Source organism: Lentzea sp. NPDC051208 (genome assembly GCF_040682435.1).
GTDB lineage: Bacteria > Actinomycetota > Actinomycetes > Mycobacteriales > Pseudonocardiaceae > Lentzea > Lentzea kristufekii.
Map to the genome: position 1 here is coordinate 391,103 of NZ_JBFBAW010000007.1, position 13,938 is coordinate 405,040.

A 13,938-nucleotide genomic window follows, 5' to 3' on the forward strand; every position below is an offset into this window, starting at 1 on the left:
CAAGCTCTTGAACAGCCCTTTGAACGGGCGCGCAGACTCTAACGGGTGGTGTAGTTCGGGGCCTCGACGGTCATCGTGATGTCGTGCGGGTGGCTTTCCTTCAGGCCCGCCGCGGTGATGCGCACGAGCTGCTGCTGCTGCAGCTCGGCGATCGTGTGGGAGCCCGTGTAGCCCATCGCCGCGCGCAGACCGCCGTTGAGCTGGTGCACGACCTGCGACAGCGGACCGCGGAACGGCGTGCGGCCCTCGATGCCCTCGGGGACGAGCTTGTCCTCGTTGAGCACGTCGTCCTGGAAGTAGCGGTCCTTCGAGAACGACTTGTTCTCGCCACGGGACTGCATGGCGGCAAGCGAGCCCATGCCGCGGTAGGTCTTGAACTGCTTGCCGCTGACCAGGATCAGGTCGCCGGGCGCCTCCTGGGTGCCCGCGAGCAGCGAGCCCAGCATCACGGCGGACGCGCCGGCCGCGATGGCCTTGGCGATGTCGCCGGAGTACTGGATGCCGCCGTCACCGATCACCGGCACGCCGGCCGGGTTGCAGGCCAGGGAGGCCTCGTAGATCGCGGAGATCTGCGGCACACCGACACCGGCGACGACGCGCGTGGTGCAGATCGAGCCGGGACCGACACCGACCTTCACGCCGTCCGCACCCGCGTCGACGAGGGCCTGGGCACCGGCGCGCGTCGCGACGTTGCCGCCGACGACGTCCGCCGAGTCGCCGAGCTCCTTCTTGATGCGGGCGACCATCTCCAGCACGCCGCGCGAGTGACCGTGCGCCGTGTCGACCATCAGCACGTCGACGCCCGCCTCGGCGAGCGTCATCGCGCGGATGAACGAGTCCTCGCCCACGCCGACGGCGGCGGCGCACAGCAGGCGGCCGTCCGGGTCCTTGGTGGCCATCGGGTACTGCTCGGTCTTGACGAAGTCCTTGACCGTGATCAGGCCCTTGAGCTTGCCGTCGCCGTCGACGATCGGCAGCTTCTCGACCTTGTGGCGGCGCAGCAGGCCGAGCGCGGCCTCCGCGGACACACCGACCTGGGCCGTGACCAGCGGGCCCTTGGTCATGACCTCGATCACCCGCTTGGAGTGGTCGAGCTCGAAGCGCATGTCGCGGTTCGTGATGATGCCGACGAGCTTGTTGTTCTCGTCGGTCACCGGCACGCCGGAGATGCGGTAGCGGGCGCACAGCGCGTCCACCTCGGCCAGCGTGGCATCGGGCGAACACGTGACCGGGTCGGTGACCATGCCGGCCTCGGACCGCTTGACGGTCTCGGCCTGGCGGGCCTGGTCCTCGATGCTCAGGTTGCGGTGCAGCACACCGATGCCGCCCTGACGCGCCATCGAGATGGCCATCCGGCCCTCGGTGACCGTGTCCATCGCGGCGCTGGCCAGCGGAATCTTCAGGGTGATGTTGCGCGAGATCCTGGTGCTCGTGTCGACGCCACTCGGGACGACGTCCGACTCGGCAGGCAGCAGGAGCACGTCGTCGAAGGTCAGTCCCAGCATGGCGAACTTGCTCGGGACTCCATCAGCGTTGAGCTCGCTGGTCATAGCGGGTGACATGCCTTCCGTCGTGCGGTCTGCGCTCTGCCTGCCCTTTTGAGGTCCTGCGTGTCCAGTTTCCGCAGGCGGAGGCGGTGCGACCCATGGTATCTGGACGCCCCCGGGGGTACGGCGGGTACCGTGCGGGGTCGTGCCGCACGACGCGTTGCCACCAGACCCCTTCGAAGGCGACCCAGAGGACCCCGCACTCTCTCTGGGCGAGCCCGACCACGACCATCCCCCGATGGATGAAGACGAGCGAACAGAGCTGGTCAGCGACCTGGCCGACCTCGCCGTGTACCAAGCGCTGCTCGAACACAGAGGCGTCCGGGGCATCGTCGTGGACTGCGGCGAGTGCCAGGAACCGCACTACCACGACTGGGCACTGTTGCGAGCCTCACTGGAGCAGCTGCTCGCCGACGGCCGCATGCGCCCGCACGAGCCGGCCTTCGACCCGAACCCCGGCGCCTACGTGAGCTGGGAGTACTGCCGCGGGTACGCGGACGGCGTGACGGCGACGGAGTCGGCCCGCTGACCTCGCAGCGCTGCTGTGAGGTCGGACGCACCTCTGGTCACATTCCACCCGACGTGTGAACGCCTGAGCATGTGAACGGCCCCTGACCTCGAAAGATCAGGGGCCGTTCACACTGCGTCTCAGTTGGAGCCGGTGCTCTCGACCGACTGCCCGGTGGACTCGCCGTTCGTGCCGGTCGAACCCGGGTTCTCCGTACCGGGGTCCGGCGGCGGCGGTGGAGGCGGCGGGTTCTCGCCGTTCGACGTCGGCGGCGCGGGGGTCTCCGACGACGGCGGCGTGGACGGCTGGGTGGTCGACGGCTCGGCCGACGGTGTCGACGGCGTCGACGGCTGCGTGGACTGGCTCGGCTGCGTCACCGGCGGAGGCGTCGAGGTGGGCGGCACGGTCGAGGTGTTGGTGTCGAGCTCCTTTTCGAGCTCCTTGTGCTTCTCCTCGAGCTTCTCCTTGCCGTCGTCCGTGGACACCGAGTCAAGGGTGGCGCCGATCTTGTTCAGCTTCTCGCGCGCCTCGTCGACCTTGCCCTCGCGCAACGCGAGCCGCGCCGCGTCGAGGTCGCCGCTGATGATGGCCGCGGCTTCGATCGACTTCGCGTGCTCGGAGTAGAGCACTCGCGTGAGACCCCACAGCGCGTCGCCGGGCTGGGCGTCGCGGGCGACGAGGCTCACGCCGGTGAAGGCGATGGCCAGGACCGCCGCGGCACTCGCCAGCGGGATCAGGAAGCGGTGCCTGCTCACCGGCTGCGGGCGGGCAGCCTGGATCGTGGCGATGGCGGTGTCGGTGTCGACGAGTTCGCCGAACGGCTCCGTCTCCACCTCGTTGCGCCATGCGAGCAGCAACGCGTTCAGGTCGTCGTCGCCCAGGGAGCCGGCCGCGCCCGGAGTCGCAGACCCCAGTGCGTCCAGCAGCCTGTCATCGGCCTGTACAGCCGAAAGATCGTCAGCGACGGGTTCGTGCGGGGCTCTATCGTCCTGTCCGCGCACTTGCTCGTCGTCCTTTCCGTGTTCGTCGGCCACTCAGACCACCTCCTCCGCTGCCAGCGATTTGCGGAGCCGGGCCAGCGCACGATGTTGCGCCACCCGGACCGCACCCGGCGTCGAACCGACCGCCTCGGCAGTTTCCTCGGCGGAGAGTCCGACCACCACCCTCAACAACAGGATCTCCCGCTGCTTCTCCGGCAGGACACGCAGCAACACAGCCATCCGGCCGGAGAGTTCTCCCTGCATGGCCCGCTGCTCCGGACCAGCTTCGGTCTCCGGCGCGTCGGGAACTTCGGGAACGGGCTCTGAGCGGTTCCTGGCGGCGGACCGATGTGCATCGGCCACCTTGTGTGCCGCGATCCCGTAGACGAACGCGAGGAAGGGCCGACCCTGATCGCGGTAGCTGGGCAATGCCGTGAGCACCGCGAGACACACCTCCTGGGCCACATCGTCCGCCGAAGCGAAGCTTCGTTCCTGCCTGCCGACTCGGGCGCGGCAGTACCGCACCACCAGAGGACGAATGGAGGCCAGCAGGCGTTCGATCGCCTGGCGGTCGCCGTCGACGGCCGCGCCCACTTCGGCGTCCAGTCCGTCCCCCAAGTTGGTCATCGCAGACAACAGCCCTGGTGTTACTTGTTGGCGTACCGACATGAAACAGCACGAGTCACTCACAGCGACCCGTTGCAGCAGCTTCACCGTACCGGTCTTCAGGCCTTCTGTTCATAGGTGGGGTATGGACACCCCGAGTGAACAGCGGGCACGCCCGAACGGATGACAGCCCGGCGACATTGTCACCGGGCTGGACTAAAGGCGCGACTTGAGGACCACCACTTGCACGGGCGAGCCGTCTCACGCCACCGGCCCCGCTTCCCCACATGCGGCATATGAGGACGCGGGGCCGGTGCGGCAAGAGCGACTACTGGACGAGGCCTCGCCGGAAGCCGTGTGCGACCGCCTGAGCGCGGTCACGAACACCGAGCTTGCGGAAGAGACGACGTGCGTGCGTCTTCACCGTGTCCTCCGACAGGTAGAGCTCGCGGCCGATCTGGCCGTTGCTCTTGCCCTGGCTCATGCCCCGCAGCACCTGGAGCTCGCGCTCCGTGAGCTGCACGCCGGGGTCGGAGGGCTGACGAGGCGCCGGCACCGAGGTGCTGGCGAGCGTGTGCGCGAGGGCTGCCACAAGCTCGGGACGCGACGCGTCCCACCTCAGGTAGCCGCGGGCACCGCCGGCGATCGCCGCGGCGATGCTCCCGGCGTCGTCGGGTGCGCCGAAGACGATGACGTTTGCCTGCGGATTCGCAGAGACGAGCCGACGGGTTGCTTCAACCCCGGTCGGGACGGCGCGCTGGGTTCCCACCAGGACGACGTCGACCGGCTGCCTTGAAAAGCGAGCCAACAACTCGTCACCGTGCGCTACGCAGTCGATGCGGCTAACCCCGGGGACAGCCGACATCACGCGGGTGAGACCCTCCCGCACACTGCGCCGGTCGTCGCAAATAAGGACCGTGGTCACGGGGACTCCTTTCCTGCAGCCGAGTGACGTTCCATCTCCCCTATCGGACGCTCGCGGCCAAACCTTGACACGATCCGGTGCTTAATCCGTCAAGAAGTTCGCCTGAGGGTCTGCGTTCGGGGGTTCCCCGGAACGGAGCAGCCCGGTCGGCACCCACGGGGAATCAAGGGCGACCTGTCGGCTGACAGGATCAGCTCTGCGTAACACGCAGCTCAGAGCCTCCGTCGCCCGGTCGATGGCGCTTGCGCCCACCGTGGGGGCATGGCCCGCCAGGACAAGAGCGCTCGGCCAGATCAACGGCTGAAGTCCCTTCTCAGCGCTGTGATTTAGCTCACACTCGACCAGTTCAACTCCGCGGTGCAGGCCGTCGGGGGTCCCCCACACGACCAGCGAGGTGCCCAGAACGAGTGCCGATTTGAGCTCGTGCCGCAGCGCCTTTCTGCTCGTCGCTACGCCGTACGCCGCCTCCGCGGGTGCCACGGCGGCGTCCGCGCGACCGTCCGCCAGCTCGATCTCCGCGGACACCCAGCCCCTGCGAGCCTCACTCCGCCATGAGCGCGTCTCAACTCGTGCGAGCAACCCGCGGGCCTCGTTCAGGCGTTGAGCACCGAGCGAATCGGCGGCGAGACCGAGCAGGGCGTCCGTCCGGGCACCCGAGGCGTCGATCCCGTCGGGGTCGCTCTCTCCCGCTGACGGGACGCGCGCGAGGGCGGCGCCGTCGAGGGCACGGGCGAGGTGGTGGGCTCCTAGCTGACGGTGGTGCGACGCGCGAGTCGAGAGGGACAGGGACGCGATCACCTGATCCGGGTCGTGACGGAGTGCGTCCAGCACGGTGGCGGCCGCCGCGTAGTGGCCCTGACCACCCAGGACGACCGCCGCGAGCCACCTGGTCCTGGCACTCGGCGCCGCGAGGGCGGGCCAGACGTCGAGGTCGGGTGAGTCGCCGAACGCGGCTCGGAGCAGCTCGTCTTCGGTCACGGTGAGGAGTGTGCCGCCAGGCACCGGGGGCTTCGGCGGCAGGCGCCTCGGCGGTGTGCGGGGTGCGCGGAGTTCGGGGAGTGCTCGGGGTGCGGAGGTCCCATGGGGCACAGGGAGCGCGGAGTTCGGGGAGTGCCCGGGCCAAGTGGGGCGCACGGCGCGAGGTCCAGGCGGATGCAGGGCCGGGCGCAGGACACGAGGTGCGAGATGCCGGTGCGCCGAGACTCCGGTGCGGGCACCGAAGTGCTGATCCGCCGGCGCGGGAAACGGCACGGACAGCGAGTGGCAGTGGCCGCGACCACGGGCCGCCGTGACGCCTGCGCGGCCGGACCGGGCGATCACACGTCAGGCGGGGCGCCTACCACGACAGCGGCAGAAGTGCAGCGTCAAACAGACGGTGGACAGAGGGCGGTCAGACGTCAGGTGACGGCGGCCTCGACCGCGTCCACCGCGGCGGCCAGGTCCTCCACGCGCTCCGCCGGCGACGTCACCACACCCCGCCGCCAGCCCGGCCCTCCCACGAACACCCGCACCTGCTGCCTGGTCCGCGGCAGCGCGGAGATCACCCCCGGATCGGCGTAGCGCGGCAACTGCGCCCAGAGCACCACCGCGGAGGGTGCGGTGCGGCGCACGGCGGCGGCCAACGCGTCCATCGGCAACGCCGCGCCCAGCTGCCGGACGACGATGCCGCGCTGCGCCAGTTCCGCGGCCAGCGGGTAGAGAGGAAGGTTGTGCCTCTCCTCCGGCATGCACGCCAGCAGCACGGGCCGATGGTTGCGTCCGACCGTGACGAGCGGTGTGGCGCGCACGAACGCAGCGAGCACGCACTCGTTCAACAGGTGCTCGACCTCGACGCCGGCCCCGGAGAGCTGCCAGCGCGCGGCGACGGCCGTCAGCACGGGGCGCACCACCTCGTTCCAGGTGGCGACCACCCCGTCGGACGCCAGCGAGTCGGCGAGCATGCTCTGCACCGCGATCGAGTCCATCGCGACCGCGGCGCGGCCCAGTCCACGCGCCAATCGGGACGCTCCGGGCATTTTCAGTCCACGTCCACCCGATGGTGCGACGGGAACCACTCCGTGTGTCATCGACGATTTCGAGTCGAGCGCGAAACGGGCCGCTTCGGCGGACGACGCGCCACGAAGAAGAGCGCGTTGCATCAATTCGAGACGAGCCACATCGGGTGGCCCGTATTTCCGGTGCCGGCCCACGGTGTGGCCGGTCGGACCGAGTCCGTAGCGACGGTCCCAGGTGCGAAGGGTGGCGGGAGCCACGCCGAGTCGCCTGGCCACCGCGGCCACTGAGAGAAGGGGCTCACTCGTGTGACTCCCGGCAGAGGTCTGCTCCGGCGGTGTCATCACGAGAGCCATGTTCCGTTCACCTCATCCGGGCGGCAACTCCGGGCGGTGAGTGATCGAACACGCGTGCCGTCACCCATCAGTTGATAAGGGTCTTCAGCCTCTTGAACAAGTTTTGACGCGGTTCTACGGTGGATCATCGTTAAGCCGAATGGAGCAGTCGTCACGGAGGCGGTCTCGATGGCGGACACCCGAAGGCTCCCCGGTCCCAACGCAGATGTGTGGGACTGGCAGATGCGCGGTTCGTGCCGGGGCATGGACAGCGCGTTCTTCTTCCACCCCGACGGTGAACGGGGCCCGGCGAGATCACGCCGGGAAGCTCGCGCGAAGGCTGTCTGCCTCGCCTGCCCGGTGCTGGAGATGTGCCGCAAACACGCGCTGGCAGTGCAGGAACCGTACGGAATCTGGGGCGGGCTCTCGGAATCGGAGCGCGACCACATCATCAAGGCACGAAAGCGACAACTGGCTGTTGTTTGATGGCCGCGCCTCCGGCGCGGCGGCGAGTTCGCCGGGAAGTCGGCCGTCCGGCCACCGCTTCGGCCCGAATCGCCTTCGGCGGTTGACCCGAAGAGGTGACCGGACGACCGACGCGAACTCGCGACTCTTTTGAAGGCGAAGAGGGTGGCACCCGGAAAGGTGCCACCCTCTTCGCTCACTGCTCGCCGTCCCGCCGGAGGCGGGACGAAGAACTCAGTGGCCGTGCCCGTGCCCGTGGCCGTGGCCACCGGCGGAAGCGGGCTCGTCGGCCTTCTTCTCGACGATGGCGCTCTCGGTCGTGAGCACCATGCGCGCGATGGAGGCGGCGTTCGCCACGGCGGAACGCGTGACCTTGACCGGGTCGATGATGCCCTGCTCGAGCAGGTCACCGAACTCCAGCGAGGCGGCGTTGATGCCGAAGCCCCACTCGCCCTCGCGGACCTTGTTCACCACGACGGCGCCTTCGAGGCCGGCGTTCGCGGCGATCCAGAACAGCGGCGCGGACAGGGCCTTCGCGACGAGCGCGACACCCGTGGCCTCGTCACCGGACAGGCCGAGGCCGCCGTCGAGCACCTTGGCGCCGTGCACGAGAGCGGAGCCACCGCCGGGGACGATGCCCTCCTCGACCGCGGCCTTGGTAGCGGCGACCGCGTCCTCGATGCGGTGCTTGCGCTCCTTGAGCTCGGTCTCGGTGGCGGCGCCGACCTTGATCACGGCGATGCCGCCGGAGAGCTTCGCGAGGCGCTCCTGGAGCTTCTCGCGGTCCCAGTCGGAGTCCGTGGCCTCGATCTCGCGGCGCAGCTGCTCCGCGCGGCCGGCGATGTCGGCCTTGGTGCCGCCACCGTCGACGATCGTGGTGTCGTCCTTGGTCACGACGACGCGGCGGGCGGAACCCAGCTGGTCGAGCGTGGTCTCGGACAGCTTCAGGCCGATCTCCGAGGAGATCACCTCGCCGCCGGTGACGACCGCGAGGTCGTCGAGGAACGCCTTGCGGCGGTCACCGAAGAACGGCGCCTTCACGGCGACGACCTTCAGGGTCTTGCGGACGGCGTTGACCACCAGCGTGGACAGGGCCTCGCCCTCGACGTCCTCGGCGATGATCAGGAGCGGCTTGCCGGACTCCGCGACCTTCTCGAGGATCGGGAGGACGTCGGCCAGGGCCGAGATCTTCTCGCGGTGCAGCAGGATGCGGACGTCTTCGTAGACGGCCTCCTGCGCCTCGAGGTCGGTCGAGAAGTGCGTCGACACGTAGCCCTTGTCGAACTGCACACCCTCGGTGATGACCAGCTCGGTCGCGAGCGTGGACGACTCCTCGACGGTGATGACACCGTCCTCGCCGACGCGCTCGATGGCCTCGCCGAGCAGGGCGCCGATGGACTCGTCACGCGACGAGACCGTGCCGACCTGCGCGATGTTCTCGCGGCCCTTGACCGGGGTGGCCTTGGCCTTGAGCGCGTCCACGACGGCGTCGGAGGCGGCCTGGATGCCACGGCCGAGCGCGGTCGGGTTCGCACCCGCGGCGATGTTGCGCAGGCCTTCCTTGACCAGCGCCTGCGCCAGCACGGTGGCGGTGGTGGTGCCGTCACCCGCGACGTCGTTGGTCTTGGTGGCGACCGACTTGGCGAGCTGGGCACCGAGGTTCTCGAACGGGTCGTCCAGCTCGATCTCGCGAGCGATGGTGACACCGTCGTTGGTGACCGTCGGGCCACCGAACTTCTTGTCGAGGACGACGTGGCGCCCGCGCGGGCCAAGGGTGACCTTGACCGTGTCCGCGAGCTTGTTCACGCCGCGCTCGAGAGCCCGACGAGCGTCCTCGTCGAAGCTGATCTGCTTGGGCATTTAACTCAAAGCCTCTCTGGTAGCGAAACGCCCCGGCTACCCCGGATGGGGCGCCGGGGCGTCAGGCATGACAGCCGAGCGTCTTAGTTGACGACGGCCAGCACGTCGCGGGCGGAGAGGATCAAGTACTCCTCGCCGTTGTACTTGACCTCGGTGCCGCCGTACTTCGAGTAGATGACGACGTCGCCGACAGCGACGTCCACCGGGACGCGGTTGCCCTTGTCGTCGATGCGGCCGGGGCCCACCGCGAGGACCTTGCCCTCCTGGGGCTTCTCCTTCGCGGTGTCCGGGATCACGAGGCCGGAGGCGGTCGTCGTCTCAGCCTCGGAGGCCTGGACGACGATCTTGTCCTCAAGCGGCTTGATGTTCACGCTCACCGGGATGACCTCCACGGGTCGTTGGCAGGTTCGATTTAACGGCTCCTGCCACCCCGCCGTCGCGGGGGTCGGGGCGGTGCTGGTGCCGTGCAATTGGCACTCTACCCATGAGAGTGCCAAGGCTTCAACGAGCCCCCCGAACCGTTCACCATCCGGTAGCCGTATTCAGGGCATGTCCTCGTTGACGCGCCGAACGCTGCTGCTCGCAGGCGTGGCCGGAGTCACAGCGTTCTCGGTCACCGCATCGGCCCGGCCGAGTGACCCTTTCACACTGGGTGTGGCCTCGGGCGACCCCTCACCCGACGGGGTGGTCCTGTGGACGCGGCTGGCCGTCGATCCGCTCGCGGACGACGGTCTGGGAGGCATGCCGGCCCGTCCGGTCGACGTGGCGTGGCAGGTCGCCGAGGACGAACGATTCACCCGGATCGTGCAGCACGGCTCCACCGCGGCTCGACCAGAAGAGGCGCACAGCGTCCACGTGGAACTCGCCGGGCTGGCGCCCGGCCGCGAGTACTTCTACCGCTTCAAGGCCCTCAACCACCTCTCGCGGATGGGCCGCACGCGCACGGCGCCCCCTCCGGGCTCGTTGCAGGTACCGCTCACGATGGCCTTCGCGTCGTGTGCGCAGTACGAGCACGGCTACTTCACGGCGTATCGCCGGCTCGCGGAGGACGAACCCGACCTGGTGCTGCACCTCGGCGACTACACCTACGAGTACGAGAGCGGCATCCACGTCGCCCCGAGCGGCAACGTCCGGCAGGTCGAGGGCCCGACCACGACGACGCTCGCGGGCTACCGGCGGCGGCAGGCGCAGTACAAGACCGACCCCGACCTGCAGGAAGCGCACGCGGTGGCGCCCTGGTCGGTGATCTGGGACGACCACGAGATCGACAACAACTGGGCGGGACCGCTGCCGGACAAGCCGCAGCCGGACTTCCCCGCGCGCAGGGCCGCAGCCATCCAGGCGTACTACGAGAACATGCCTTTGCGCAGGTCATCAAGGCTGTACCGGCGGATCGGCTGGGGTGCGCTCGCGACGTTCCACATGCTCGACACCCGCCGGTACCGGACCGACCAGGCCTGCGGGGACGGACTGCAGCTCTGCCCCGAACGGCTGGAACCGTCCCGCACGATGCTCGGCGCCGCGCAGGAGGACTGGCTGTTCGACGGCTTGCGCGGCTCGCGGGCGCGCTGGGACGTCCTCGGGCAGCAGGTGTTCTTCTCGCAGTACGACTACATCCCCGGCGAGGTCGACAAGTTCCTGCTGGACGCGTGGGACGGCTACGTGGCCGGCCGGGACCGGGTCGTGGCCGGGTTCGCGGACGTCCGGAACCCGATCGTGCTGACCGGGGACGTGCACGCGGCGTGGGGCGCGGAGGTCAAGGAGCGCTGGAACGACCCGTCGTCGGAGACGCTCGCCACCGAGCTGGTCACGACGTCGATCACGGCCGGTGGCGACGGCTCGGAGGAGTACGCCGAGACACCGCTGTGGCTGCGCGAGAACCCGCACGTGAAGTACTTCAACAACCGCCGCGGTTACACGCTCACCAGGTTCACGCCCGATGAGCTGCGCACGGACTTCCGCGGCCTCGACTACGTGACGAGGCCCGGCTCTCCGGTCTCCACGAAGGCGTCGTTCGCCGTGGAAGACCGGAGGCCGGGCCTCCACGAGCTGTGACTCAGCCGGACCAGTTGCCCGACACGAACATCGCGTACATCAGGGTCTGGGTGACCAGGCCCGTGTACATGACCACGTACACCGCGGGCTTCAACGCGGAGACGCGCTGCCCGAGCAGCACCAGTGCCAGGTAGATGCCGAAGCACGGCAGCAGGTAGCGGTGCACGGACACCAGGTTGCCGTTCAGCGTGAGCATGACCATCGACGCGAGCCCGAACAGGCCCACCGGCACCAGCTCGTTGCGGCGGACGGCCAGCAGGTAGATCGAGCCGGCGATCAGCAGCACCATGCCGGCCATCGGGACCACGTGGTTCGCGAGGTTCCAGGTGGTGAGCTCGGCCGGGATGGTCAGGTTGTTGATCGAGATCTGGAACTCGTTCCAGAGCGTCCCGAGGATGTTCGGGGTGAACTGGTGGTAGGACCAGGCCGGCGCCTTCTCGTACGCCGACGTCATGCCCAGCGGGTCGCCGACCAGGATCTTCAGGTACAGCGCGAAGCCGAGGAAGCCCACCGCGCTCGCGGGGAACCACAGCAGGTGCCACGACAGCAGGCCGCGGAACTTCCACTCCTTGCTGCGCCAGAACTCCAGGAAGCACAGGCCGACGAACAGCACGGCGGTGATCCGCACGCCGGTCAGCGGCATCAGGCACAGGCCCATGAAGACCCACTGGCGGCGCAGCGCGAAGAGGTACGCCCAGAAACCGAGAGCGATGAACACGGCCTCGCTGTAGAACGCGTGCAGGAAGTACGCCGACGGCCACGTCAGCATGGCCATCACCACGAGCCACGGCGCGCGCTCGCCGGTCAGGAACGTCCTGGCGATCTTGAGCAGCGCCACCGCGCCGAGCCAGGTGGCGACGGTGTTGACGATGATGCCGGCGACCAGCGTGCCGATCTTGCCGAGGAACAGCATCTTCACGAGCCACACGAACAGCGGGAAGACCGGGTAGAACGCCTGCGAGGTCGGGATGTTCTGGTACGCCGTGCCCTCGGCGATGCCGGTGAAGTTCTCCCCGTCCCAGCGGTGCGTGTGCGACAGCAGCGTGTCGACCGTGCGCGACGAGACCGGCGTGCCCTCGAAGATGGGCAGCAGCGGTTCCAGCACGCGCCCGAGCACGGTCATGAAGACCTGCCAGGCGAAGACCAGCAGGAAGACCTTCGCGAAGTCGCCCGTCAGCGCGGTCCTCCACCGGGGAGCGGGTCTGGCCGCCTCGGCGACGACCTCCGGCTCGCGGATCGCGGTGTCAGTCATGAACGGGTTCCTTTGCAGGCTCTTCCAAGGGGCGGAACACGAGCCGGCTGTACAGCACGTAGTTCCAGACGAGTGCTACGCAGATCCCCGCGAGCTTGGGTGCCGCGATGGCGAGCGCCTCGGGCAGACCGGCGAACAGGTCGCGGGTCAGCAGGATCACCAGCGGCTGGATCGCCCACAGACCGATGCCCGTGACCAGCACGAACAGCACGATCTGGCGGACAGCGCCACCGCCCGCCGCACGGAACGTGAAGCTGCGGTTGAGCGTGAAGCTGAGCGCCATGCCCATCGTGGTCGAGATGAGGTTCGCGATCACCAGGGGCGTGCCGAGCGCGAACAGCACCGTGTAGCCGACGAGGTCGACGAGGGTGTTGCCGATGCCGACCAGGCCAAAGCGCAGTTGCTGGGCGCTCAGCAGCCTCTTCACGGCGCGAGGACCCTGGCGTCGTTCGGCACCGTCGTCCCCGTGCGCACGGACGCCACGCTGTAGAGCGGGCGGGCCTGCACCTCGGTGTAGATGCGGCCGACGTAACTGCCGAGCACGCCGAGCATGATCAGTTGGATGCCGCCGAGGAAGAACACCGCGCTCGTGATGAACGCCCAACCGGGAACGGCGGTGTCCGGCAGGAACAGCTTCACGCCGACGACGTAGCAAATGCCCGCGAACGCGAGGAACGAGATGAAGTAGCCGACCTTCGAGATCAGCTTCAACGGCGCGGCGGAGAAGCCGACGATGCCGTCCGCGGCGAACCGCATCATCTTGCGCAGCGGGTAGCCGGTGACGCCCGCGTGGCGCTTGTCGCGGTCGAACTGCACGGCGGTCTGCTTGAACCCGATGAAGCTCACCAGCCCCCGCAGGAACCGGTTGTGCTCGCGGAACTTGCGCAGCTCGTCGACGACCTTGCGGTCGATGAGGCGGAAGTCGCCGGTGTTCTCCGGGATGTCGATGTCCGCGACCTTGCGCAGGAACCAGTAGAACGCCCGCGCGGTGGCCTTCTTGAACGCCGTGTCTTGGCGCGAGCGGCGCTGGGCGTAGACGACGTCGTAGCCCTGCTCCCACTTCTCGATCAGCTCGAGGCTGACCGCGGGCGGGTCCTGCATGTCGCTGTCCATGATGATCACGGCGTCGGCGTCCGCGAGGTCGAGCCCCGCGGTCACGGCGAGCTGGTGACCGAAGTTGCGCGCCAGGTCGATGACCGTGACCCGGTCGTCCGCGTCGGCGACTGCGTTGAGCAGGTCCAGCGAGTTGTCGCGGCTGCCGTCGTTGACGTAGATGAAGTTGACCCGGTACCGGTCCTCGAGTGGCTTGACGACCTCGGACACCGTCTTGTGCAGCAGATCGATGTTCCCGCCCTCGTTGTAGATCGGGAACAGGTACGTGATCGTGCGCATGGGTTCAGCGCTCACCGCTTA

14 protein-coding genes and 1 pseudogene are annotated in these 13,938 nt (G+C 68.6%); 3 read left to right on the top strand and 12 right to left on the bottom strand.

Features of this window, described 5'->3' with window-relative positions:
* Positions 1-38: 38 nt before the first annotated feature.
* Positions 39-1,550 carry an IMP dehydrogenase gene (gene guaB, locus AB0M48_RS19825; RefSeq protein WP_363843756.1) on the bottom strand — a complete coding sequence of 504 codons (1,512 nt, stop codon included), beginning with the start codon at positions 1,548-1,550 and terminating at the stop codon, positions 39-41.
* Positions 1,551-1,692: 142 nt separating this feature from the next.
* Here guaB and AB0M48_RS19830 point away from each other — a divergent pair, with 142 nt between their 5' ends.
* Positions 1,693-2,076: a DUF5319 domain-containing protein gene (locus AB0M48_RS19830; RefSeq protein ID WP_245982735.1), complete on the top strand. Its 384-nt coding sequence runs from the start codon at positions 1,693-1,695 to the stop codon at positions 2,074-2,076.
* A 119-nt stretch (positions 2,077-2,195) separates the two neighbouring features.
* On the opposite strand, the gene AB0M48_RS19835 is transcribed toward AB0M48_RS19830, so the two are convergent.
* From AB0M48_RS19835 to AB0M48_RS19860, 6 genes and pseudogenes are all read right to left on the bottom strand, one after another.
* Positions 2,196-3,089 carry an anti-sigma-D factor RsdA gene (locus AB0M48_RS19835; RefSeq protein WP_363843760.1) on the bottom strand — a complete coding sequence of 298 codons (894 nt, stop codon included), beginning with the start codon at positions 3,087-3,089 and terminating at the stop codon, positions 2,196-2,198.
* Positions 3,090-3,662, bottom strand: coding sequence for a sigma-70 family RNA polymerase sigma factor (locus tag AB0M48_RS19840; RefSeq protein ID WP_030478366.1), 573 nt, complete (start codon positions 3,660-3,662; stop codon positions 3,090-3,092). It lies immediately after the preceding gene.
* Between the two features lie 307 nt (positions 3,663-3,969).
* Entirely contained in the window at positions 3,970-4,566 is a 597-nt protein-coding gene (locus tag AB0M48_RS19845) for a response regulator transcription factor (protein ID WP_030471988.1), read from the bottom strand.
* Between the two features lie 81 nt (positions 4,567-4,647).
* Positions 4,648-5,544 (bottom strand): hypothetical protein, encoded by an 897-nt coding sequence (locus tag AB0M48_RS19850; RefSeq protein WP_363843763.1) that lies wholly within the window; start codon positions 5,542-5,544, stop codon positions 4,648-4,650.
* Positions 5,545-5,963: 419 nt separating this feature from the next.
* Positions 5,964-6,581, bottom strand: a complete 618-nt coding sequence (locus AB0M48_RS19855) for a hypothetical protein (protein WP_363844011.1) — start codon at positions 6,579-6,581, stop codon at positions 5,964-5,966.
* Positions 6,582-6,668: 87 nt separating this feature from the next.
* A pseudogene (locus AB0M48_RS19860) lies at positions 6,669-6,914 on the bottom strand (MerR family transcriptional regulator); the annotation flags it as partial.
* A 168-nt stretch (positions 6,915-7,082) separates the two neighbouring features.
* On the opposite strand from AB0M48_RS19860, the gene AB0M48_RS19865 reads away from it, so the two are divergent.
* Positions 7,083-7,379 carry a WhiB family transcriptional regulator gene (locus AB0M48_RS19865; protein ID WP_363843766.1) on the top strand — a complete coding sequence of 99 codons (297 nt, stop codon included), beginning with the start codon at positions 7,083-7,085 and terminating at the stop codon, positions 7,377-7,379.
* A 213-nt stretch (positions 7,380-7,592) separates the two neighbouring features.
* Here AB0M48_RS19865 and groL read toward each other — a convergent pair whose 3' ends face one another.
* Both groL and groES read right to left on the bottom strand, forming a co-directional pair.
* Positions 7,593-9,218 (bottom strand): chaperonin GroEL, encoded by a 1,626-nt coding sequence (gene groL / locus AB0M48_RS19870; protein WP_319985993.1) that lies wholly within the window; start codon positions 9,216-9,218, stop codon positions 7,593-7,595.
* An 83-nt stretch (positions 9,219-9,301) separates the two neighbouring features.
* The gene (gene groES, locus AB0M48_RS19875) at positions 9,302-9,595 is read right to left on the bottom strand and encodes a co-chaperone GroES (protein ID WP_053737364.1); all 294 of its coding nucleotides are present in this window, start codon (positions 9,593-9,595) and stop codon (positions 9,302-9,304) included.
* A gap of 172 nt (positions 9,596-9,767) precedes the next feature.
* On the opposite strand from groES, the gene AB0M48_RS19880 reads away from it, so the two are divergent.
* A complete protein-coding gene (locus tag AB0M48_RS19880) occupies positions 9,768-11,273 on the top strand; it encodes an alkaline phosphatase D family protein (RefSeq protein ID WP_363843771.1) in 1,506 nt (501 codons plus the stop codon).
* A gap of 1 nt (position 11,274) precedes the next feature.
* On the opposite strand, the gene AB0M48_RS19885 is transcribed toward AB0M48_RS19880, so the two are convergent.
* The 3 genes from AB0M48_RS19885 to AB0M48_RS19895 are packed head-to-tail and all read right to left on the bottom strand — an operon-like array spanning position 11,275 to position 13,932.
* Complete coding sequence (locus tag AB0M48_RS19885; RefSeq protein ID WP_363843774.1) at positions 11,275-12,525, bottom strand: hypothetical protein; 1,251 nt, start codon at positions 12,523-12,525, stop codon at positions 11,275-11,277.
* Positions 12,518-12,952: a GtrA family protein gene (locus tag AB0M48_RS19890; protein ID WP_363843777.1), complete on the bottom strand. Its 435-nt coding sequence runs from the start codon at positions 12,950-12,952 to the stop codon at positions 12,518-12,520. Before AB0M48_RS19890 ends, AB0M48_RS19885 begins: the two co-directional genes overlap by 8 nt.
* Entirely contained in the window at positions 12,949-13,932 is a 984-nt protein-coding gene (locus tag AB0M48_RS19895; protein WP_363843781.1) for a glycosyltransferase family 2 protein, read from the bottom strand. The genes AB0M48_RS19890 and AB0M48_RS19895 overlap by 4 nt, the downstream gene beginning before the upstream one ends.
* Between the last annotated feature and the right edge of the window lie 6 nt (positions 13,933-13,938).

Bases quoted from the DNA above. Each gene is read 5' to 3' on its own strand.
- AB0M48_RS19880 (WP_363843771.1), top strand. From the start codon at position 9,768: ATGTCCTCGTTGACGCGCCGAACGCTGCTGCTCGCAGGCGTGGCCGGA.
- groL (WP_319985993.1), bottom strand. From the start codon at position 9,218: ATGCCCAAGCAGATCAGCTTCGACGAGGACGCTCGTCGGGCTCTCGAG.
- AB0M48_RS19885 (WP_363843774.1), bottom strand. From the start codon at position 12,525: ATGACTGACACCGCGATCCGCGAGCCGGAGGTCGTCGCCGAGGCGGCC.
- AB0M48_RS19840 (WP_030478366.1), bottom strand. From the start codon at position 3,662: ATGACCAACTTGGGGGACGGACTGGACGCCGAAGTGGGCGCGGCCGTC.
- AB0M48_RS19855 (WP_363844011.1), bottom strand. From the start codon at position 6,581: ATGCCCGGAGCGTCCCGATTGGCGCGTGGACTGGGCCGCGCCGCGGTC.
- guaB (WP_363843756.1), bottom strand. From the start codon at position 1,550: ATGACCAGCGAGCTCAACGCTGATGGAGTCCCGAGCAAGTTCGCCATG.
- AB0M48_RS19865 (WP_363843766.1), top strand. From the start codon at position 7,083: ATGGCGGACACCCGAAGGCTCCCCGGTCCCAACGCAGATGTGTGGGAC.